This is a genomic window from Acidicapsa dinghuensis, from assembly GCF_025685685.1.
In the GTDB taxonomy this organism is placed as follows: Bacteria; Acidobacteriota; Terriglobia; order Terriglobales; family Acidobacteriaceae; genus Acidicapsa; species Acidicapsa dinghuensis.
In genome coordinates this window covers 213485-233102 of the sequence record NZ_JAGSYH010000003.1, presented here as the reverse complement: position 1 = coordinate 233102, position 19618 = coordinate 213485, and the positions used below count along the sequence as shown (strand labels likewise).

19 protein-coding genes are annotated in these 19618 nt (G+C 58.0%); 14 read left to right on the top strand and 5 right to left on the bottom strand.

Translation table 11 applies throughout. The features are described 5' to 3' along the window. Nucleotides 1-76 precede the first annotated feature (76 nt). Entirely contained in the window at nt 77-1723 is a 1647-nt protein-coding gene (locus OHL22_RS09385) for an Ig-like domain-containing protein (RefSeq protein WP_263336000.1), read from the top strand. A 288-nt stretch (nt 1724-2011) separates the two neighbouring features. On the opposite strand, the gene OHL22_RS09380 is transcribed toward OHL22_RS09385, so the two are convergent. Both OHL22_RS09380 and OHL22_RS09375 read right to left on the bottom strand, forming a co-directional pair. Then, a complete protein-coding gene (locus OHL22_RS09380; RefSeq protein ID WP_263335997.1) occupies nt 2012-3142 on the bottom strand; it encodes a VWA domain-containing protein in 1131 nt (376 codons plus the stop codon). After that, nucleotides 3108-4133 (bottom strand): VWA domain-containing protein, encoded by a 1026-nt coding sequence (locus OHL22_RS09375; protein ID WP_263335995.1) that lies wholly within the window; start codon nt 4131-4133, stop codon nt 3108-3110. The genes OHL22_RS09380 and OHL22_RS09375 overlap by 35 nt, the downstream gene beginning before the upstream one ends. 442 nt (nt 4134-4575) lie before the next feature. Here OHL22_RS09375 and OHL22_RS09370 point away from each other — a divergent pair, with 442 nt between their 5' ends. The 8 genes from OHL22_RS09370 (at nt 4576) to OHL22_RS09335 (ending at nt 12049) form a co-directional block, all read left to right on the top strand. After that, nucleotides 4576-5397: an N-acetylmuramoyl-L-alanine amidase family protein gene (locus OHL22_RS09370; protein ID WP_263335993.1), complete on the top strand. Its 822-nt coding sequence runs from the start codon at nt 4576-4578 to the stop codon at nt 5395-5397. Next, nucleotides 5394-6029 (top strand): GerMN domain-containing protein, encoded by a 636-nt coding sequence (locus tag OHL22_RS09365; RefSeq protein ID WP_263335991.1) that lies wholly within the window; start codon nt 5394-5396, stop codon nt 6027-6029. Before OHL22_RS09370 ends, OHL22_RS09365 begins: the two co-directional genes overlap by 4 nt. After that, nucleotides 6026-6895 carry a glutamate racemase gene (gene murI / locus OHL22_RS09360; RefSeq protein WP_263335989.1) on the top strand — a complete coding sequence of 290 codons (870 nt, stop codon included), beginning with the start codon at nt 6026-6028 and terminating at the stop codon, nt 6893-6895. The genes OHL22_RS09365 and murI overlap by 4 nt, the downstream gene beginning before the upstream one ends. A 182-nt stretch (nt 6896-7077) precedes the next feature. Beyond that, nucleotides 7078-7845, top strand: a complete 768-nt coding sequence (locus OHL22_RS09355; protein WP_263336878.1) for an enoyl-ACP reductase FabI — start codon at nt 7078-7080, stop codon at nt 7843-7845. A gap of 86 nt (nt 7846-7931) precedes the next feature. Then, a complete protein-coding gene (locus OHL22_RS09350; protein ID WP_263335987.1) occupies nt 7932-8996 on the top strand; it encodes an NAD(P)H-dependent flavin oxidoreductase in 1065 nt (354 codons plus the stop codon). A 125-nt stretch (nt 8997-9121) separates the two neighbouring features. Next, nucleotides 9122-10150 carry a peptidoglycan-binding domain-containing protein gene (locus tag OHL22_RS09345; RefSeq protein WP_263335983.1) on the top strand — a complete coding sequence of 343 codons (1029 nt, stop codon included), beginning with the start codon at nt 9122-9124 and terminating at the stop codon, nt 10148-10150. A 115-nt stretch (nt 10151-10265) separates the two neighbouring features. Continuing rightward, complete coding sequence (locus OHL22_RS09340; RefSeq protein ID WP_263335980.1) at nt 10266-11726, top strand: glycoside hydrolase family 30 protein; 1461 nt, start codon at nt 10266-10268, stop codon at nt 11724-11726. 128 nt (nt 11727-11854) lie between these two features. Further along, nucleotides 11855-12049 (top strand): hypothetical protein, encoded by a 195-nt coding sequence (locus OHL22_RS09335; protein ID WP_263335977.1) that lies wholly within the window; start codon nt 11855-11857, stop codon nt 12047-12049. Between the two features lie 19 nt (nt 12050-12068). Here OHL22_RS09335 and OHL22_RS09330 read toward each other — a convergent pair whose 3' ends face one another. Continuing rightward, nucleotides 12069-12806 (bottom strand): PIG-L deacetylase family protein, encoded by a 738-nt coding sequence (locus OHL22_RS09330; RefSeq protein ID WP_263335974.1) that lies wholly within the window; start codon nt 12804-12806, stop codon nt 12069-12071. A gap of 114 nt (nt 12807-12920) precedes the next feature. On the opposite strand from OHL22_RS09330, the gene mce reads away from it, so the two are divergent. From mce to OHL22_RS09305, 5 genes are all read left to right on the top strand, one after another. Further along, the gene (gene mce, locus OHL22_RS09325; RefSeq protein WP_263335971.1) at nt 12921-13604 is read left to right on the top strand and encodes a methylmalonyl-CoA epimerase; all 684 of its coding nucleotides are present in this window, start codon (nt 12921-12923) and stop codon (nt 13602-13604) included. Next, nucleotides 13605-14279 carry a tRNA (adenosine(37)-N6)-threonylcarbamoyltransferase complex dimerization subunit type 1 TsaB gene (gene tsaB / locus OHL22_RS09320; protein ID WP_263335968.1) on the top strand — a complete coding sequence of 225 codons (675 nt, stop codon included), beginning with the start codon at nt 13605-13607 and terminating at the stop codon, nt 14277-14279. Then, on the top strand, nt 14276-14755 hold the full coding sequence (gene rimI / locus OHL22_RS09315; protein ID WP_263335965.1) for a ribosomal protein S18-alanine N-acetyltransferase: 480 nt from the start codon (nt 14276-14278) through the stop codon (nt 14753-14755). The genes tsaB and rimI overlap by 4 nt, the downstream gene beginning before the upstream one ends. Nucleotides 14756-14851: 96 nt before the next feature. Continuing rightward, nucleotides 14852-15727 (top strand): GNAT family N-acetyltransferase, encoded by an 876-nt coding sequence (locus OHL22_RS09310; protein WP_377819391.1) that lies wholly within the window; start codon nt 14852-14854, stop codon nt 15725-15727. Between the two features lie 148 nt (nt 15728-15875). After that, entirely contained in the window at nt 15876-17588 is a 1713-nt protein-coding gene (locus OHL22_RS09305) for a hypothetical protein (RefSeq protein ID WP_263335955.1), read from the top strand. A 17-nt stretch (nt 17589-17605) separates the two neighbouring features. On the opposite strand, the gene OHL22_RS09300 is transcribed toward OHL22_RS09305, so the two are convergent. Further along, nucleotides 17606-18706, bottom strand: coding sequence for a phosphotransferase enzyme family protein (locus tag OHL22_RS09300; RefSeq protein ID WP_263335953.1), 1101 nt, complete (start codon nt 18704-18706; stop codon nt 17606-17608). Then, entirely contained in the window at nt 18703-19599 is an 897-nt protein-coding gene (locus OHL22_RS09295; protein ID WP_263335951.1) for a nucleotidyltransferase family protein, read from the bottom strand. Before OHL22_RS09295 ends, OHL22_RS09300 begins: the two co-directional genes overlap by 4 nt. Nucleotides 19600-19618: the final 19 nt, after the last annotated feature.

Below are 19618 nucleotides of genomic sequence, written 5' to 3'. Positions count from 1 at the left end.
ATGACTTTAAGTTAAGCAACCGGGCGGAGCTATGACCACAAAAAGCTGCGCCCTTTTGCGTCTGCGAGGAGAGAGTATGCGTGTTCGTGCCCTGGTTGGAGCGCTTCTGCTGGTTGGCCTCTTTGTGCCCTTTTTCGGATGCGGCTCCGCGACTGGAATTGATTCCATCGCGGTGAGCCCATCTACAGTGAGTCTGGCGGCCGGAGCTACCGTGCAGTTGACCGCGACCGGAACGACCTCGCACGGAAACCATCCATCGAGCCAGAGTAATATCACCAATCAGGTTACCTGGGCTTCCAGTATTACTGCGGTGGCGACGGTGAGCTCAACCGGAGTGGTGACGGGGGTTGGCGCCGGAACGACAACCATCACAGCCAGTACGAACGGATTTGGCGGCCTGATCACCAGCAACGTAGTAGAAGTGACGGTGACGGGCGGGGGACATGGCGGCAACTCGACCATACTGACCGGAGTTACGGTAATTCCTGGTTCCCAGTCTGTACAATCGCCCGGCGTAACGGCTCAATTTCTTGCCATCGGTACGACTTCTGCTGGAGGTACCGTGGATGTCACGAATCAAGTGGTTTGGCAGTCAAGCTCGTCGCAAATTGGCACGATCAGCTCTACGGGGTTGGCAACGGCAGTCAGCCAAGGAACGACGACGATCACTGCGTTGGCCAGCAACGAAGACGGCACGGTAGTAACCGGTACTGCAACCTTTACGGTTGTTGGTGGCACGCCTGAACAGATTACAGCACTTACGATGTACCCCGGGTCGCAATCAGCCACCTCGCAGGCGCAAACGAGTCAGTTCTTTGTGCTGGGTACCGACGGTAGTACGGGGCTGCAGTTCGACGTCACAAGTCAGGTAGTTTGGGCTTCCAGCAACCTCTCAGTCGCCACAATCGGAACCAATGGTAGCGGGACGCCGGGACTTGCCACTGCGGTCGGGAATGGCACAGCATCGATTACAGCGACCTGGACAAACAAAGATGGCAGTAAAATCGTATCTCAAGGCACCTATTCGGTAACTCTTGGCGCAGCTCAGGAGCCATTGATCTCGATCACTGTGGTTCCCAACGGAATCACGGTTTCTAACCGCGGTATGACCGGTCAATTTCTGGCGTTCGGCACGTACTCGACCACGCCGACAGTTCGTGACCTCACAAATCAAGTAACCTGGGTGACCACTTTGCCGGATGTAGCGTCGATTAATTCAGCTGGCGTTTCGGGAGAACCAGCCGGATTGGCCACGGCGCAGGGTTATACCGGATTTACCGACATCTTTGCCGAAGCCACCAACCCAGATGGGACCGTTGTGGTGTCCAGCCCTCAGCTATTTACCTGTAAAGACCCCATAACTCAGGTGTGTGATCAGGAGATCGCTCATCCGCAATTCGCAACCATTACAGTGTTTAACGCAGGCGAGAATAATACGACATGGCTCATCACTGCTCCTTCAGACACCGGAACTCCAAACTTGATTCATTGTGGACCGGGTTCTACGTCAGGAGGCTCAGTGTGCACGGGAACCTATGAAACCGGATCTACCATTGTGATAACGGCTTCTCCGCTGGGGGCGGGATTCGGCGGATGGTCCTCGGGCGATGGAGTGGGTGGAGGGGTAGGATGTGTTCCCGCTCCCGGCTATACACTGTTGAACTCTCCGACTTGTACCGTGACCTTAGCCGGCGATACGTCGATCGGAGCGATCTTCTATTAGCTCGATTTTTTTGCAGCCGAAGATCTGCTGTTACCTGCGGCAGCTCTTCGGCCGGCAATGTTGAATGCTAAAAAATCTCTTGTCAAATCTGATCGAAACTTAGAGAACCGAGACAGGAATATGCGCCGGCAGAGCTTCGGCTGGCGCCACCTGCTTCAATGCGTTGAATAACGCTATATCTCTGACTTTTTTATCTTTATCGAGCATAGAAGAAACCAGGATGCGCATGCTGTTGCGGAGAAACCCTCTGATCCAATCCGCGAAGTGTCGAAAGAGCGCGAGCCGGGATCAGGGGTTTGATGTAGCGGGTTTCGCCGGAGGCTTCACCACTGGATAATAGCCCGTGCGCGTGCGTACGTTGAGCTTGCCCTCACTCTTGGACTGGGCAACGACGGTGATATGCCGGAAGCCGGGCTGTGTGCTTGGCTTGGTGCTGTGATAGGCCAGCGTGTACTGGCTGCGGATGTCGCGCGCCACCTCGGCGGCGATTTCATCGATCTGATCGAGTGATTTGGGGAAGAAGGCAATACCGCCGGTTTCGCCGGAGAGCATTTCAAGCGCTCGCCGGGCATGACGAACTTCGCCGTGCGACATCTCATCGCCAAAGAGCAGGCCGATGGAGTAGATAACCGGTCCGGAGAGCTGCTGCACACGGCGAATCGCCTGTTCGAGATTGAGCGTGGAGGCGTTATCTTCGCCATCGGTGATGATGACGATAACCTGCTTGGCACGGTGGGCGTCGGCGGCCAGTTTGTCGGCGGAGGCGACGACGGCATCATAGAGAGCCGTGCCGCCGCGCGACTCGATATGCGCCAGGCCATCGCGCAGTTTGTTCGGGTCCGAAGTCAGGTCCTGGTCGATGTAGGCGTCGTCCGCAAAATTGACGACGAAGGCTTCATCCTGCGGATTCGAAGCGAGCACCAAATCCAGCGCAGCCTTGTTGACCGAGGGACGCTTCTTATACATGGAGCCGGAGTTATCGATGACCAGTCCGATCGAGACAGGTAGATCGGCGTGCTGGAAGCTGAGCAGCGTCTGCTGCACGCCATCCTCCAACACCTTGAAATCGCCCTCCTTGAGGTCCTGGATCACCACGCCGTGATTATCCAGAACCGTCACATTGAGCGAGACCTCTTCCACGTCCGTGTGAACGACGTAGCCGCTGCCCTCCTTGGTTGCCGTCTGGCCCGAGGTCGGCACAGAAGAGGCATCTGGCGACCGGACCGGATCGCGGTCTACGGTGAGCGGCGGAGGCTGTTTAGGAGTCTGCGTGATGCCTGGAATCGAACATAGGAGAGCCGCGACGGCGGCAAAAAAAAGCGTCCGTCCTGCATGAATCCGCGCTTTCGCGGCAGGTTTGGCTTGAAAAATCACCAGAGTTTGACTAGTGAAGAGGCGCATAGTAACCGGTACGGGCATGAACAGTCAGGGGAGGCAGGCCCTGAGGAGGCACCAGCTTCACCTTCACTTTACGCCACTTACCGTCACGTTGCAGAGCGGAAGGGTTATAACCAATTACATACTGGTTACGCAGCTCGGTAGAAATCTTGACGGCAATGTCACCCATCTCCGACAGATCGTCAACCCGGAACATGCGTCCGCCGGTTTCTTCGCTGATATCGTTCAGCAAAACCGGGCCCATGCGCTCCTCGGTCGTCGGCGCGTAGGGGTCGAAGATGCCGATAGAGTAAATCTCGGTGTCGGATTCTCGAACCTGCGCCTTGACCTCGCTCTCCGTGTAGCGGGATCGGTTGTCGCCTCCATCGGAGACAACCAGAAGTGCTTTCCTCTCATTCTTGGCGGTCTTCATTTTGTCCAGGCCGTAATAGATGGCATCTAGCAGCGCAGTCCGGTGCCCGGCATGCACCGTTTGCAGGCGAGATTCAATCTGGTCGACCGAACTGGTAAAGTCCTCGATCAGCTCAGGCCGGTCGTTGAAGCCGATGACAAAGAATTCATCCTGCGGATTTGCTGTTTTCATGAACTGAAGGACCGAATCCCGCGCCCGGATCAATTTCGAGGTCATTGAGCCGGAGAGATCCATGATGATGCCGATCGAAACCGGAGCATCTTCACAGGAGAAGGTCTTGATCGACTGTTTGTTGTTGTTTTCGAAGAGGAAGAAGTCGGACTCTTCAAGACCAGTCACCAGCCGGTTCATCGGATCGGTGACGGTTACGGGAACCAGAACCAGATCGACGTTGACGGCGATGCGTGCTCCCGGAAGGGCATGTAGTGCGCCCGGGCCCGTAACCGCTGGAGCTTCAGCGCCTTTCGGAGCGCCTACCTCCGGCGTTGCGGCAGAGGCAGGTACCGGTACATGCACCTTGTTCAGCGGATCATCCTGCGCGAGAAGCTGCGAGGAGGCGAAGACCGGCAGGATGAAAAGGAACAGAAAAACGGCACGCAAGCAGCCTCTACTCGCCCCCGGAATGATGGAAAACACATTACAGCAGTGGGCAAGGAGACAAGCCGGTGTCGTACGTAGGAGTCGAGTCATAGTCTTCCTGCGTGTTGTGGATGTTAGCACGATCCTATTTCGGTTGGCTGTCATTGAATTGTCATTTGGTTTCACCCTGCGGAATTCGCGTTACGTAGCAACAGCTTTTGCTCATTCGTAGCCATCGGGAATGACCGGCGGCCTTGACCGTCCAATGAGCGCACGAGCCGTAAGATACAATCGAGCGAAGATTGACGGCCCCTGGCATGCAACATAGGTCTACCGCAACGCTGGTTACATATCCACTTCGAGTCCGAAGAAGCTATCCGCTGACAACGGTTGCGGTTAACGCTGCCGATAGGACTGGAGTGACGTCGCATTGAGGGCTCTTGGCAACCTCCGATTGAGAGGCATGCACACGTCTGAACCCCGTGCTACGGGGGCCAGCGCTGCTGGCGTTTTGATCTGCCTGCTCGCCGCTTTTCCTTTCGTCGCTCGACCCGCAATGGCGCAGACGCCGAATGGCCGAAACTCAGGGCGATTCGTGGTTGTCATTGACGCTGCGCATGGCGGCGACGACAATGGCGCGCGCCTGGGCGATGCTGCCGGCGGGCAGCAGGGAGGCCAGGCCTCCGAAAAGTCCATAACGCTGGCAATGAGCGTTCGTCTGCGGTCGCTGCTTGCCGCGCGTGGGTTTACCGTGGTGACGACCCGCGAGAGCAACGTCACCCTCGATAGCGACGCCCGGGCGCAGATTGCAAATCGCGCCGTTGCATCTGCTGCTGGATCAGCCTGCTTGAGCCTGCACGCCAGCGAAGCAGGCTCGGGAGCGCACATCTTCGTTTCGTCTCTTGCACCAACAGCGCCAACGCGCTTCGCCGCCTGGAAGACGGCTCAGGCAGGCTACGTAGAGCGAAGCACCAAATTTGCCGGCGTGGTCAACAGCGCCTTCGAGCAGAGCGGCCAGGGTGGCGGATCGGGACCGGTGCCGGCGACTCTGGGCCGCGCCTCGCTGCCGGGAATCGACAGCATGACCTGCCCGGCGCTCGCGATTGAGATTGCGCCGGTTCGCACCGCTAACGGCAAAGTCATCGCCGACGTGACTGACGCCGATTATCAGATGCAGGTGGTACAGGCGCTGGTGAACGCGCTCGTCGAGTGGAAGTCCGAGACAGACGGTGGTGCGGATACCGGACGCGGCGCATCCGCATCGGGCGGAGGCCAGACGCCGTGATCCCCCGCTATCAAAAAATATTGTTCGGCGTGCTGCTGATTGCCTCCATTGCGATGGCGGTGGTGCTGGTGCGGCTGCGCGAGAAAAATCATCAACAGATGCTCAAGGGCGAAGACCTCGCGCCGACCGTGGCTCCAGCGGTCGCTCCTGAAGAGCAGGTGACGTTGATGGTAGCCAACGACTCCGACGGAACGCTGGTCTCCGAGGCTCATTCGCTGCCTCTGCCCAAAGACTCGGAGGCGAGTGCGCGAGCAATTCTTGCAAAACTGCTGGAGATTTATGCGGCTTCCGGCGCAACACATCCGGTGCCGGGCGTTGCCCGCGCGGTGCAACAGGTGTTTCTGCTGCCAGCCCCGGTGGCGAAGGGCGCGCCCAACTCTGCAGGCGAACTGGCGGTGGTGAATCTTTCCGGCGCATTCGCCGACGGGCATCCTTCAGGAATTCTCACCGAGTCGCTGACGGTGGAATCAATCTGCGCAACGTTGCATGCGAATCTGCCCAACGTGAGTGAGGTGCGCTTTCTCGTGGATGGGCAGCAGCGGCCTACGCTCGCAGGCCACGCCGATCTCACGCGCACCTATCTAACAGCAGAGCTGCCCGGCACGGCGGCCAGTGAGGGATCGAAGCCTTGAGGAATGAGAGTGCAGGAACGGCCAATCAGACAGGGCCGGTAATTGGGGTTTTCGACTCTGGTTTTGGTGGCTTGACGGTGCTCAAGGCGCTGCTACAGCATCTGCCGCAGGCGCGATACGTCTTTCTGGGCGATACGGCGCGGCTGCCCTACGGCTCGAAGTCGCGGCGCACCATTGCGAAATATGCTGCGGAAAGCGCGCAGTTTCTCGTTCGCGAGCAGGGCGCGGAGTTTCTGGTGATCGCCTGCAACACGGCCAGCGCACTGGCGATCGATGCAATTGAGGCTGCGGTTACGGTACCGGTACTGGGCGTGATTGAGCCGGGAGCAGCCGCGGCCCACGCAAGCACAGCAACAAAAAATGTGTTGGTGATCGCGACCGAGGCTACGGTTGCAAGCCATGCCTACGCCGCTGCATGCCAGCGGCGCGGGCTGCATGGAGTCGAAAAAGCCTGTCCGTTGCTGGTGCCGCTGGTCGAGGAGGGATGGATCGATCACCCTGTAACAGCCGAGGTCGCAAAGATCTACCTGACCGAAGTACTCAAAGAAGCACACGATGCGGGACAAAATCCGGATACGCTCGTGCTGGGTTGTACACACTATCCATTACTGAGACCATTACTGGAACGGACAATCAACGAACTGACGGGCGCTGGTGTCGTGCGCGTTATCGATTCAGCGGAAGCGACAGCAGCGGAAGCTGCGAGGCAGGTTCAGCAGCTTGTGCGCGGCGATGCATCTGCACTTGGCCATGTCCCGCAGATTCGTTGCTTTGCCACCGATTCGGTCGAGAAGTTCGAGCGCCTCGGCTCACGGTTTCTCGGGGTTCCTGTAGGCCGCGTGGAACTGGTGGATCTAGGCGGCTGAGTGTAGTGACGGAGAAGAATTTGTAATCGCGTAAAAATTTGCAATCGCGCAGGGATTTGCTATCGCGGTACGCGAATACTCAATTGCGAAACGTTTCCCCCTTTGGACTGCTATTCTGTCTTGCGTTTGCGTTCAGAGGGAAGGGCCTGAGCCTAGAAGAAAGAGGATGAACTATGGCGGATTTGATTGATCTGGAAGGCAAAGTAGCGATTGTGTTTGGACTCGCAAACAAGCGGTCCATCGCGTGGTCGATTGCCTTGAAGCTGCAGGAAGCGGGCGCACAGCTCGCCATCTGCTACCAGAACGAGCGCATGAAGGCCGAGGCGCAGGGTCTGATCGATGAGTTGGCCGGAGCAGAAGGCTTCCAGTGCGATGTCTCGAATGATGCCGAGATCGATACGCTCTTCGGACAGATCAAGGAGCGTTACGGCAAGGTCGATGTGCTTGTGCATGCCGTTGCTTTTGCCCCGCCCGAGGATCTGCGCGGCGACTTCGTTAACACCAGCCGCGAAGGTTTCCGCGTAGCGCACGATGTCAGCGTGTATTCGCTGATCGCGCTCTCGCGTGCTGCGGCTCCGTTGATGACCGATGGCGGTAGCATCATCACGCTCACCTACTACGGCGCCGAGAAGGTGGTGCCCAACTACAACGTGATGGGCGTAGCGAAAGCGGCGCTTGAGGCCACGGTGCGTTATCTTGCGGCTAGTCTTGGTCCGCGCAGAATTCGCGTCAACGCCATTTCTGCTGGGCCCATCAAGACGCTGGCTGCGCGCGGCGTCGGCGCCTTGGGAGAGATGCTCAAGGTGCATGCGGAAAAGTCCCCGCTGCGCAAGAACGTAGAGCAGATCGAGGTTGGCGGCGCGGCAGCATTCCTCGCCAGCGATCTCTCCGGCGCCATCACTGGCGAGACCATTTACGTCGATTGCGGCTACAACATCATGGGCTTCTAAGTCGGAGGCTTCCAAAGCCTCCTTTCGAAACGCGCGATTCATCCCGCCAATAGCTGACGCATCGCGCGCTCCATGGACAGGAGATCATGCCTCACGATTCGCGCCTCGCCGGGTTATTGGGTATTGAGCTGCCCATTCTGCAGGCTCCCATGGCCGGTGGCCCAAGTACACCCAAGTTGGCTGCTTCGGTTTCGAATGCCGGAGGCATGGGTTCACTCGCCGGTGGCATGTCGTCTCCGGACAGGATTCGCGAAGAGATAGCGGCCACGCGGCGGCTTACCGAGCGGCCGTTTGCAATGAACCTCTTCGTGCTGGAAACGCCGCATCCCGCGCCTGAAGTCGTCGAGCATGCGGTAAAGCTGCTGCAGCCGCTGCGCGATGAGCTAGGCCTTCCGCCGCAACCTCCGATCACCAAATTCTGCGAGAGCTTCGACGAACAGTTCGAGGCGCTGCTTGAGTCGGAGCCTGCAGTAGCCAGCTTTACTTTCGGCATCCTCAGCGAGTCGCAAGTCGAGGCGCTGCATCGTCGCCGCATACTCGTCAGCGGCACCGCAACAACCGTCGCCGAGGCACGCGCATGGCAGGCTGTTGGCGCTGATATGGTGTGTGCCCAGGGCGCAGACGCAGGAGCGCATCGCGGAACCTTTCTCGACAGCTACGAAAATTCGCTGATTGGCACAATGGCTCTTATTCCGTTGGTTTGCGATGCGGTGAAAATCCCCGTCATTGCCGCGGGCGGCATCATGGATGGCCGGGGAATCGCCGCGGCACGCATGCTCGGAGCTTTCGGCGTGCAGATGGGTACGGCCTTCATGCTCTGCCCGGAAGCAGGAACATCGCAACTATGGCGCGATGCACTGCGCAACGGTGCGGAGCATCCGACGCGCGTCTCGCGAGTCTACTCCGGCAGAGCCGCGCGCGGGCTGGTGAACGAGTTCATGCTGCGCCTGTCGCCACATGAGCATGAGATTGCACCCTATCCCATCCAGAATGCGCTGAGCGGCCCGATTCGCCGAGCGGCAGCGCAGGCCAACCGTCCGGAATTTCTTTCGTTGTGGGCCGGACAGGGCGTAGGATTATGCCGCGAAGTCCCCGCTGGCGAACTGGTTCGCATCCTCGCGCGTGAAACACAGGAAATGCTGGAAACCTAGAAAGCTGAAAAGCGGCACTTGGCTATTTTCGCGGGGGAATTTCATAGACTGGCGCTGTCCGGCGTGGGATGCTGAACTGCCACCTGAACAACTGAAGAAAACGGGGAAGAACTGGGGAGGGAACGATGGCAAATCAAAGCTATGCAGTCGATGGACTGGTGTTGCAGCAAAGCGCTGATTTCTCACAGCAGGTACAGGATCTGCAGCGTGATCTTCGTTCGCTGGGATATGTGAAAGGACCGCTGGACGGCCTATACGGCGGCGGCACGATCAACGGAGTTAAAGCACTGCAGTGGGACCTGATCAACAAAGACGATACCGCGCTGGGCGCACCCGTCGCTCTCAAGAGCTACAACAACGGCAGTGTTGCGCAAATCACCGGCGCTGTGGATCAGGGCCTGGTTGCGTGCATCGGAGCCATGCTCGATGACGGTAACTTCCCCAAGGTGCCTTCATCGAACGATCCGCACGGCGATAATGTGAGGACTCTGGCCGCCGTCAAGGCAATGCAGAATTGCCCGGTGCCTATGCCATATCTGCTCGCAATCCTGCAGCAGGAGAGCAGCCAGATGCACTTCCAGGTTCCGTCGCGCGGCAACATCGACAACTTCGTTGTCAGTGGGCTGGATCATGGCGACCAAGACAACCCATTTCGCATTACCTCGCGCGGCTACGGCATCGGGCAGTACACGCTGAAATACCATCCCGTGAAGCCGGCTGACGTTCCCGCGTTCATTCTCGATCCGATTGGAAATCTGGGAACGACCATCGCGGTGCTGCAGGACAAATTCAACAACGAAGTAATCGGCAGAGCCGGTGCGGACGATCGCATGGCCGAGGCAGGCAGTGGACCGCTACGGCCATGCCAATATACGGACGGAGATGCGCGCCGCCTTACCGACTGCGTCAACTGCAAGGCAGCCGCTACGCCGTTGCTGCAGATCACCGCGGGTACGACGCTCTGGTATACCGGCGCCGCAGCGAATGACGTTTACCAGAAGACGATCTACCACATCGGCAGTTACTCCAATGTCCCGGACCGTTCGAAGATTCCTTGTGACTGGGCCTACGCTGTGCGCCGCTACAACGGCAGCGGACCAGACTCCTACAGCTATCAGGCAGAGTTCCTGCAGAAGCTCGCTGCTCAGGGCTGAACGGCATCCCTGAGCAGCGAATTTCACGGCTATCCGCTTGCCCATAGATGCGCCCGGACTGCTATCATCCTCCCTGCAAAATCGCTTGAGCCAATCTTTGAAATCGGAGACGGCAATGATCGCTGGTTCGCGTCGGAAGTTTTTGAAAGGGGCTGCCGGCACCGCTGCCGCAGCCGCGATGAGCGCAGCATTGCCCGCATGGGCTACAGCAGACGAGTCGCATTCCGTAAAAGTATGGCAGACCTATGCCGACAAGCGTTACGCAACCGCAGAGCCTCTTGCATGGCAGCCCGTCACGGAAATAGGCGCGGAAGCGATCGTGATCGACCCCGCAACTGAAAACCAGGAAGTGCTGGGCTTCGGCGGAGCATTGACCGACGCCACCTGCTGGGTGTTGAGCCAGATGAAGGCCGATGAGCGATCATCGGCGATGCACGACCTCTTTGCCCCGCGTGAGATGGGCATGAACGTCTGCCGCACCTGCATCGGAGCCAGCGATTATTCGCGCACTGCCTACACCTTTGACGAGTCCAGCGAGCCTGATCCCGAGCTCAAGAAGTTCTCCATCGATCACGACAAGGAATACATCCTGCCCATCCTGCGCGAGGCCCGCAAAGTCAATCCCGAGCTGTTTCTCTTCTCGTCGCCGTGGTCGCCACCCGGATGGATGAAGGCTGGCGGATCGATGATGGGCGGCTCCATGCGCAAGGCCAGCTACGATCCATACGCAAAGTATTTTCTGAAATTCCTGCAAGGCTATGAGGCTGACGGAGTCCGCATCGATGCGGTGACGGTGCAGAACGAAGTCGATGCCGATCAGGATGGCCGCATGCCCGCATGCCTGTGGGGGCAGGAGTACGAGATCGAGTTCGTCAAGGATCACCTTGGGCCAACTCTGCGTGATGCCGGTCTCAAAACGAAGATCTGGGTGCTCGACCATAACTACAATCTCTGGGGCCGCGCTATGGCCGAGCTTGCCGACCCGAAGGCCTACGAGTTCATCGACGGCATCGCGTGGCATCCCTACGTAGGCGACGCCACAGCGATGACCCGCGTGCACGAGGCCTATCCCAAAAGGAGCGCTTACTGGACCGAAGGCGGTCCTGATGTGACAGCTCCTGACTATAAGACCGACTGGGCCAAGTGGGGCGAAATCTTCAACGGTGCGCTGAACAACTGGGCGCGCTCCATCACCGCCTGGAACATCGCTCTCGATGAGCACGGCAAGCCCAATATCGGCCCTTTCCCATGCGGCGGTGTCATCACCGTCGAGAGCGGTTCGCACGCGATCACCAAAAGCGGCCAGTACTGGGCCTTTGCGCACTTCTCCCGCCACGTCCGTCGCGGCGCACGTGTCATTGCGACCAACGGCCCCGACGTGCCGGATACCGGCGGCCTCATCGAAAATCGCCAGTCGAAGGCTCTTACGCATGCAGGCTTCCGCAATCCCGACGGTAGCCATGCCGTGATTCTCGCGAATCGTGGCGAATCGCGCCGCGCACAGCTTGTGCTGGGCAGCATGGGGCTCGATGTCCAGATGCCCGCGGATTCGCTGGTCACGCTGGCCTGGAGTTAGGGCCTGGAATCAGAGCTGGAGTTAGATTTTCCACCTCCGCTTGCGCTTCGAGGCCGCAGGCGCGATGATGAGCGGTGAGGTTTGGCATGGATTGCCTGGTTGCACATTGTCCGACGCCGGGATGTTATATGCGGGTGCCCGTTTGCACTGTTGCCGCGGGCGCAAAACTGGAGTTTGATCCGAAGCTGACGATAGTCCTCGTCTGCCCAAGTTGCGGGCAGGAGGTAAGAGAGTCCGCGTCGCAGCTCGAACGCGCCCGCCAGGAAGAGATCACCGCAAAATTCCAGGCAGGCCGCGTCCGCGTCAAAACTGAAAACGCATAATTCGTCGCCGTTATCTATGTCAGCGAGAGACAAATGCACGCAGCGGATCCGACGGGCTTCGCTGTTGCAGGAGAAATGCCTCCGCGCGCGAGTAGCCGCTTTCCAGTCCGCGAAAAGCGGCCACATCGTCCTGTAGTTTGTAATAGCGGTCGGGCGTCTGGCTGGCGTGCGCGTAGCAAGCGGCGCGCTTTGCGGGCTCTTGTACCGTGATGTCGACATAGTGTGTCGGTGAAAACTGCAGCGTATCTTCGCCGTTCGAAACCTCGTAGTAATACAAAGCAAAAGCATGCTTGGAAGCCTGCCACGCATCAAAGGCCAGCATTGCCATTGCGCGGTGATCGCGATGATTGTCGATGGGCCATTGCGTCAGCAACAGATCCGGTTTTCCCTCTGCAATCAATTGTGCAAAAGCCTCGTAATGCGCGTTGTCAACAACGGCATGTCCGTTGACCTGCCTCGCATAGAGCGGCCTGGCTTTTAGAATTTCGCAAGCCTTTGCCGCCTCCGCAAGCCGCGTAGCTGCAGGCGTCGGAGGCCACGCTCCATCATTGAGATAGAGCATTACAGCGTCATTCCCGGCAGCTGTCCAGAGGCTGATAAATCCGCCGCAGCCATACTCCGGGTCGCCGGGATGGCCGCCGCAGACGACAGCTTTCAATCGACGCGAGGTCTCAGGTTGAGATTGCATCAGTAAGGGTTGCGCAAGCGCAGAAGCGGCTGCGCTCTGCAATAGCTGTCGGCGAGTCATGGATGGCATGGACATGGCTGCAATCACTCTATTGCAGCCCCGTCACTCTGTCGCGGCGTAAACATGTATCGTGGATGAGGAACGTCTTTCCGGCGGCAAAAGAGGGAAGCGAATACGGCGGAAATGAGCGACCGGAACCAGAAAACGGAGATGCAGACGGCCCGCGCCGGCGTCGAGCAGCTTTTTGCGAGCATGCGCGCAGGCGATTCCAGATCGCTAGCCCGCGCCATTTCGCTCGTGGAAGATGGCGCACCCGGAAGCACCGGCATGCTCAGCCTCTGCAATGATGGATTGCGCAACGGCCCGCGTGCCCTGCACGTCGGCATTACCGGGCCAGCCGGGGCAGGCAAAACGATAGAGACGATGCCTGTGAAGCAAAAGCCCGGGATCGAACAATCAAATTCAGCTCCGGTGCTCGATCATCTCGGCATAGCAGTCCGCTCGCTAAGCGCGGCATGTGCAATGTACGAGGCTCTCGGCGTTTCGATCTCTTCGGTCGAAGAGATCGCACACGAGCAGGTGCGCGTTGCCATGCTCGCCACCGGTCAAAGCCGCATCGAGCTGCTCGAATCCACCACGGAAGACTCCGTCATCGGCCGCTATATCGCGAAACGTGGCGAGGGCCTGCATCACATCGCGCTGCGCGTCGCTAATCTGGAAGAAACCGTGAAGCGCCTTCGCCAGACCGGAGTAAAGCTGGTGTCGGACACGATCCAGATCGGTGCAGGCGGCCATCGCTATGTATTCATCCATCCCGCCAGTGCGAATGGCGTGCTGCTGGAGCTGGTCGACGGAGGATCGCACTGAGTGACTGAACGTAAGTGGCTGTTAGGCATCGACACCTGCGGCAGCGTGGGCTATGTTGCGCTGTCGTGTGTTGAGGAAAACACTGTTTCACTATTGCAGGAGATAGAGCTTGCAAGCGGAGAGTTCTCCGCCGCAATCGTCTCCACGACTGCAGAGTTGCTGTTGGCCGCGAATATCAAGGTTCATGATCTCGCTGGAATCGTCGCTGTCTACGGCCCCGGCAGCTTCACTGGAATTCGCGTCGGCCTGGCAACGGTAAAGGCGATGGCCGAGGCTGCGGAGATTCCTGTCGTTACAGTCTCACGTCTTGCGGTACTGGCGCATGTCGCAGGCGTCCCTTGCGCCGTGCTCGATGCCTATCGCGGACAGGTCTTTCTCGGCGTCTTCGAAGACAACGCCCAAGCTCGCGAGATGCTCGTGACCGCTGGAGAGTTTTCCAATCTTGGTAAGCTACCGGGCCCAGTCGCCTTCTGTGAAGAAAGCGTAGCGCATCTGCTGGAGACAGTCGCGACCGATGTCAACCTTAAGCGCAGCCGCGCTCCACGCGCCTCGGACGCAATCGGCATGGCTCTCAACCAATGGCGCGCGCATCAGTTTGCCGATGTCGCCGCGCTCGACGGACATTATCTCCGTGGCGCAGAAGTGAAGATGAGCACGCGTGCAGGAAGAGCATGATCGGCGCATCCTCTTCCATGCCCGAGCCGATATCGCGGCCAATGACGGCCAGCGATATCGATCGTGTGATGGACATCGCAGCACAGTTGACCATGGCGCCTCATTGGTCTCGTGAGAGCTATGAGAAAGCTCTTGCGCAGGATGCACCCATGCAGCGTTTGGCGCGAGTGGCGGAGATTCAAGGGCGCATCGAAGGCTTCGCAATCGCGAATATCATCGCAGGCGAGGCCGAACTCGAGTCGATTGCGGTTGCCCCGACCTTCCAGCGTCGGGGCGTCGCGGCTAACCTGCTGCGCTCTCTCATCGCCGATCTGCGGAGCTCCAGAGTCGGCCGCCTTATCCTAGAAGTGCGCGCATCGAATGCGGGCGCGCAGCGGCTCTACGCAATCGCCGGCTTCGAGCAAACAGGTCTCCGCCGAGGTTACTATCATTCACCCGATGAAGATGCACTGATCTTCGAGCTTCGCATTTCTTAGGCTTGTCTGGTATCTCTCGTTCGCAACTGCTTGCTATACTCCAGTGATCCTTACAAAGCTATCCGATTAGAGATATCCGACATACCAGGAGGCTGAATGTCAGTGAGCGAAAAATCCGAAGTTATCGTGCGCATCGCCAGGCCAGATGACAGCGCCGTGTGCGGACCGATCTGCTACGCCGCATTCTGCGCCATCAATGCCGCGCACAACTTCCCCTGCGACTTTCCATCGGAAGAGCATTGCACGAAGCTGCTTTCCAGGATATTTGAAAATTCAGGAATCTATAGTGTCGTGGCGGAGATTGATGGACGCGTCGTCGGCAGCAATGCGCTCGATGAGCGCTCCATCATCTGCGGTGTAGGCCCCATCACCGTCGATCCCACAATTCAGAATCGAGGCGTAGGCCGCAAGCTGATGCAGGTAGCCATTGAACGAGCGCAACAGCGTGGCGCCGCCGGCATTCGGCTCGTCCAGGCCGCATTTCATAACCGCTCATTCTCCCTCTATGCTTCACTGGGCTTCGACGTTCGCGAGCCCTTGTCGTGCATGCAGGGCCACGCGCTCTCTCAAAGCATTCCTGGCCGCACCGTTCGCAATGCGACTCCCGCGGATGCGCAAGCGTGCAATACTCTGGCCTACCGGTTGCATGGTTATGCGCGAGAGCTGGAACTCTCCACAGGAATCGAACGCGGCCTGGCGCGTGTTGTAGAGAGCAACGGACACATCACGGGTTACACATCGCACTTGGGGTTCTTAGGCCATACCGTAGCCGAGTCGAATCTCGACCTGCAGGCTCTCATTGCTGGCGCCGAGTCCCTGGCAGGTCCCGGAATTCTTGTTCCCTCGCGCAACACAGAGCTGGTGCGCTGGTGTCTCAACCAGGGCCTTCGCGTCGTGCAGCCGATGACGCTGATGAGCATGGGGCTTTACAGCGAGCCTGAAGGTGCATGGCTGCCTTCTGTGCTCTTCTAAATGCTGCAACAGTTTCGAAAGCTGGTGCCTCAGCGGCTGTGAAACGGAATCATAGCTGCGGACGCAAGGGGCATCGGCAAATCGTCACACTACAATGGGGCGAGACCATAGAGCCTGAATCGCTCTACCAATGGAACAGAAGGCTTAGATGAGGATACGAGTCCGAATAGAGCTTCGCGCATACTCCACGATGCAACTCTCGCAAAAGATATGGTCAGCAGTGCAAATGGTCCTCATCCTGGCAGGTGTATGCAGCGCCACTGGGGCTGCGGCTCAAACGTCTGTTTATTCAGCACCGCTCGCCAGCCAGATTATGCAGCAGTCGCAACAGGGCATCCCCAACTGCTCGCAGGGCCTGTTGCTCAAGGGAATGCGTGCAGCATGGTACAACTCTGCAAATGGCGCCCTCTTTACCTATGAGAAGAACACGCTGGATAAATGCATGACATTGGCGAGTACGCAGGCTGCAACGGGCCCACAGGATAGTTGGAATGCAGGCTTGCTTGGCGGCGAATTTCTGCGCATGTATGAGATAACACGCCAACCTGCCTACTACAACGCAGCAACGTCTCTCGATTCGCAGCTCACAAAGGATTGCACAGAGTCCAGTACATCGCCGTGCATGGCCGAGCCCTTTCTCGCTGCTTATGCAACCGCTTTTCAGCACGATGCCGATCTAGGCGCTATCGCCGACCAGTTTCTGCGCTGGCAAAAAGATGTACAGCCTTCACGGAAAGATAGTGCCGCAAAGCAACCAGCAGCAATCTCACATGCGCGGTTTCTGGCTGCATTAGCCGATGCTCTGCCAAACTTCCAGCACGATAAGGTCGATGAGCAGCGCCTGCTCAAGGCCTTCCGAAGCGAAGCGGACAAATGGCATCCGGACAACGATACCCCCCTCTCAGCAAAACTGCTCCATATGTATGCGGTATTGAAAGCAGTGCGCTTCGGTTATTTGCCCGTGGAGGCGTCAAACCACGCCGAGGGAGAATGGAAGAAACTGATTGCCCAGCCGCTAAGGCCGGATGCAGAAGATGGTGCTCTGGTACTTGCAGCAACCGAGATGGATCTGGCGAAATCAGCAGCATTAGGTCGAGGGCAGACTGTTCTCGTCGACGCATGGTTCAACAGTCAGCAGCGCACGAATGCCGCAGGCCAGCGAGAATATTTTCATTACAAATGGAACGACTATAGCGACAGCGGCGATTCACTTCTCGGTCATATCTTTCGAGGCGATGGAGTCAATACGGATGCGTTGTACTCAGCGCCAACGCAGGCAAATCTCGCCCAAGCGCAGTACTACGTAATCGTCTCGCCCGATAATCCCGCCAAGAATCCCACTCCGCACTACATGACCGCGCAAGACGCCGATGAAGTCGCTGCATGGGTCGGCAAGGGCGGAGTCCTGGTCATGCTTGAAAACGATCCACCAAACGCCGACATCGCCCATCTCAACTTGCTTGCGGACAAGTTTGGCATCCACTTCGATGACGTGCTGCATCATCACATCGTCAATGACAAAGTACGCGGCGATCATATCGAAGATGGCACAATCCATCTGCCCGGCGGAGGCCCTGTCTTTCACGATCCACACACCATTTATTTGAAAGACACCTGCGCCATCACCCTCAGCGGTTCAGCGCAATCGTTGCTCAACGATCGCGGAGATGTCGTCATGGCAACCGTGCGGTACGGCAAGGGCATGGTCTTCGCCATGGTTGATCCATGGGCCTACAACGAGTACACCGACGGCCGGAAGAATCATGCGATCTATGGCCAGTTCGATAACTTTGCCGCCGCAACAGAACTGGTGCGCTGGCTGGTGGAGCAGCATAACGCATTAGCATCAGCGGAAAATTAACGCGTGTACATGAGAGCTCAACTTGGCGAAGCAGCAATGCGATCCACAAATCGCTGCATTGCATCCTCTTGCTCGTTGATTGACTTCAGTAAAGCAATCTGGGTGCGCGTGCGATCGAGATTGTGCTTTTCGCGCGCAATCTTGTAATACGGATCGCCGAGGATAAAGTCAGTCAGAAATCGCAGAGCCTGTTCGTAGGTAATGAGCTTGCCCGCGTCCACCAGCAGCGTTTTCTCCCCCGCGCTGAGAAAGTCCGCAGTCGAGCCCAAATAGCCGCGCACAAGCGCCTCAAACATCGGCATCTGCATCCTCACCTTCGACAGATTCAACTCATCTTCCGCTGCAGGACTCGTCGCCGTGCGCACCATATCGCCAAAGTCATGGAGCGACAAGCCCGGCATCACAGTGTCCAGATCAATCACGCACAAGCCTTCGCCCGACGCATCGTCAAGCAGCACGTTGTTGATCTTCGTGTCAGCATGAATCGTTCTCTCGGGCAGGTCGGCATCTGTAAGGATGCTTGCCAACGCCTGGTACTCCAGCGCATAAGCAATCTCGTCGCGAGCCTCAGCGGCGCGATTGCATGGGTCAGCCCCCAGCGCGCGAAGAAACGCCTCAAGCCGCTTCGGTGTATTGTGAAAATCGGGAATCGTCTCATGCAGGCGCGGAGCGGGCAGCGTCACCAGCATGCGTTGAAACTGCCCGAAGGCTTTGGCCGCCTGAAAAGCCTGCGCCGGCGATTGAATCGTGTCGTATGTATGCGCACGCTCAATGAACTTGTACGCCCGCCAAAACTCACCCTCGCGATCCACATGGCATAACAGTCCATCGCGATCAGGAATCAACGTCAACACGCGGCGGTCGCTATCCGGATCATCGCTCAGCTGCTCCGCAACGTGCGTCGTAACGCGGTGAATATTCTCCATCAGCAATAGCGGCTGCTTGAATATCCGGTGATTGATACGTTGCATAAGAAAGCGTGTCGTCGCGCCGCCACGATCAAATGCCGCGCAATAAGAATCATTGATATGTCCGCTGCCATATCGCTCGATCGAAACCAGATCGCCTTCAATATCGAAAGACCGTGCCGCCTCATGCACAACCGCACTGACGCTCATGCCCACAGCCTCGCCGGATATTCTCCCGAGCTGACAAGTTGCGCGATGCTCCGAGCGACACGCCCATGGTCCGCACGATAGGTTACGCCAAACCAATTCGCACTGGACGGGATCACCTTCACACGCGCCTCACCCAGAGCGATCAGTTCGTTGATAGAAGTAGGAAGATAGCATTCCGCGCTCAAGCTCGTCCCACTCTTCGCAAGGAAGCGCAGAAACACTGCGTTCAGCTGCGCAAACACGGCAGGCGTAAAAGCCCACATATTCATCGAGACAGCTTCCTTGCCTGTGAGCGTGGTCCGTCGTCCGGCAGCATCGATGTTGATAATCCCATCGCCTTCGCGAATGATACCTGTCAACTCGGCAATGCTCTTCAGGTAGCCCGCCTCCGTCACCTCGCAGACACCCCGCGCCACGCTGCCATGCTCAGATAAAGTCTGCTCCAGAGTAAAACCTGCCATCGCGTAGTCAGGCGAGCCAGAGCGCAAATGTGCGGCGAGTTTCTGAAAACCATCCGCTCCATAAAAATCATCGGCATTAATCACCGCAAATGGCTCACACACGCATGATTCAGCAGACAGCAGCGCATGCGCAGTACCCCATGGCTTTGTGCGCCCCTCGGGCACTGCAAATCCGGCAGGCAGCATGTCGAGCTCTTGAAATGCATACAACACCGGTACGCGCTGCTCAATCTTCGCACCGTAGCTCTCGTGAAAGAGATTCTGCATCTGCCTGCGTATTACAAAAACAATCGTGCCGAAACCGGCGCGCAGAGCATCAAACACCGAGTAGTCCATGATTGATTCGCCGCCGGGGCCGACGGGTACAGTTTGCTTAAGGCCGCCGTAGCGGCTGCCCATGCCCGCGGCCAGAATCACCAATGTTGGAGACATCATTCGTTCTATTAAATCA

Coding starts and splice junctions, on each gene's coding strand:
- OHL22_RS09385 (WP_263336000.1), top strand. CDS start 77: ATGCGTGTTCGTGCCCTGGTTGGAGCGCTTCTGCTGGTTGGCCTCTTT.
- OHL22_RS09295 (WP_263335951.1), bottom strand. CDS start 19,599: ATGTCTCCAACATTGGTGATTCTGGCCGCGGGCATGGGCAGCCGCTAC.
- OHL22_RS09305 (WP_263335955.1), top strand. CDS start 15,876: ATGAGGATACGAGTCCGAATAGAGCTTCGCGCATACTCCACGATGCAA.
- OHL22_RS09310 (WP_377819391.1), top strand. CDS start 14,852: ATGTCAGTGAGCGAAAAATCCGAAGTTATCGTGCGCATCGCCAGGCCA.
- OHL22_RS09380 (WP_263335997.1), bottom strand. CDS start 3,142: ATGCCCGTACCGGTTACTATGCGCCTCTTCACTAGTCAAACTCTGGTG.
- OHL22_RS09370 (WP_263335993.1), top strand. CDS start 4,576: ATGCACACGTCTGAACCCCGTGCTACGGGGGCCAGCGCTGCTGGCGTT.
- OHL22_RS09345 (WP_263335983.1), top strand. CDS start 9,122: ATGGCAAATCAAAGCTATGCAGTCGATGGACTGGTGTTGCAGCAAAGC.
- OHL22_RS09350 (WP_263335987.1), top strand. CDS start 7,932: ATGCCTCACGATTCGCGCCTCGCCGGGTTATTGGGTATTGAGCTGCCC.
- OHL22_RS09300 (WP_263335953.1), bottom strand. CDS start 18,706: ATGAGCGTCAGTGCGGTTGTGCATGAGGCGGCACGGTCTTTCGATATT.
- mce (WP_263335971.1), top strand. CDS start 12,921: ATGAGCGACCGGAACCAGAAAACGGAGATGCAGACGGCCCGCGCCGGC.
- OHL22_RS09340 (WP_263335980.1), top strand. CDS start 10,266: ATGATCGCTGGTTCGCGTCGGAAGTTTTTGAAAGGGGCTGCCGGCACC.
- OHL22_RS09335 (WP_263335977.1), top strand. CDS start 11,855: ATGCGGGTGCCCGTTTGCACTGTTGCCGCGGGCGCAAAACTGGAGTTT.
- OHL22_RS09330 (WP_263335974.1), bottom strand. CDS start 12,806: ATGCCATCCATGACTCGCCGACAGCTATTGCAGAGCGCAGCCGCTTCT.
- rimI (WP_263335965.1), top strand. CDS start 14,276: ATGATCGGCGCATCCTCTTCCATGCCCGAGCCGATATCGCGGCCAATG.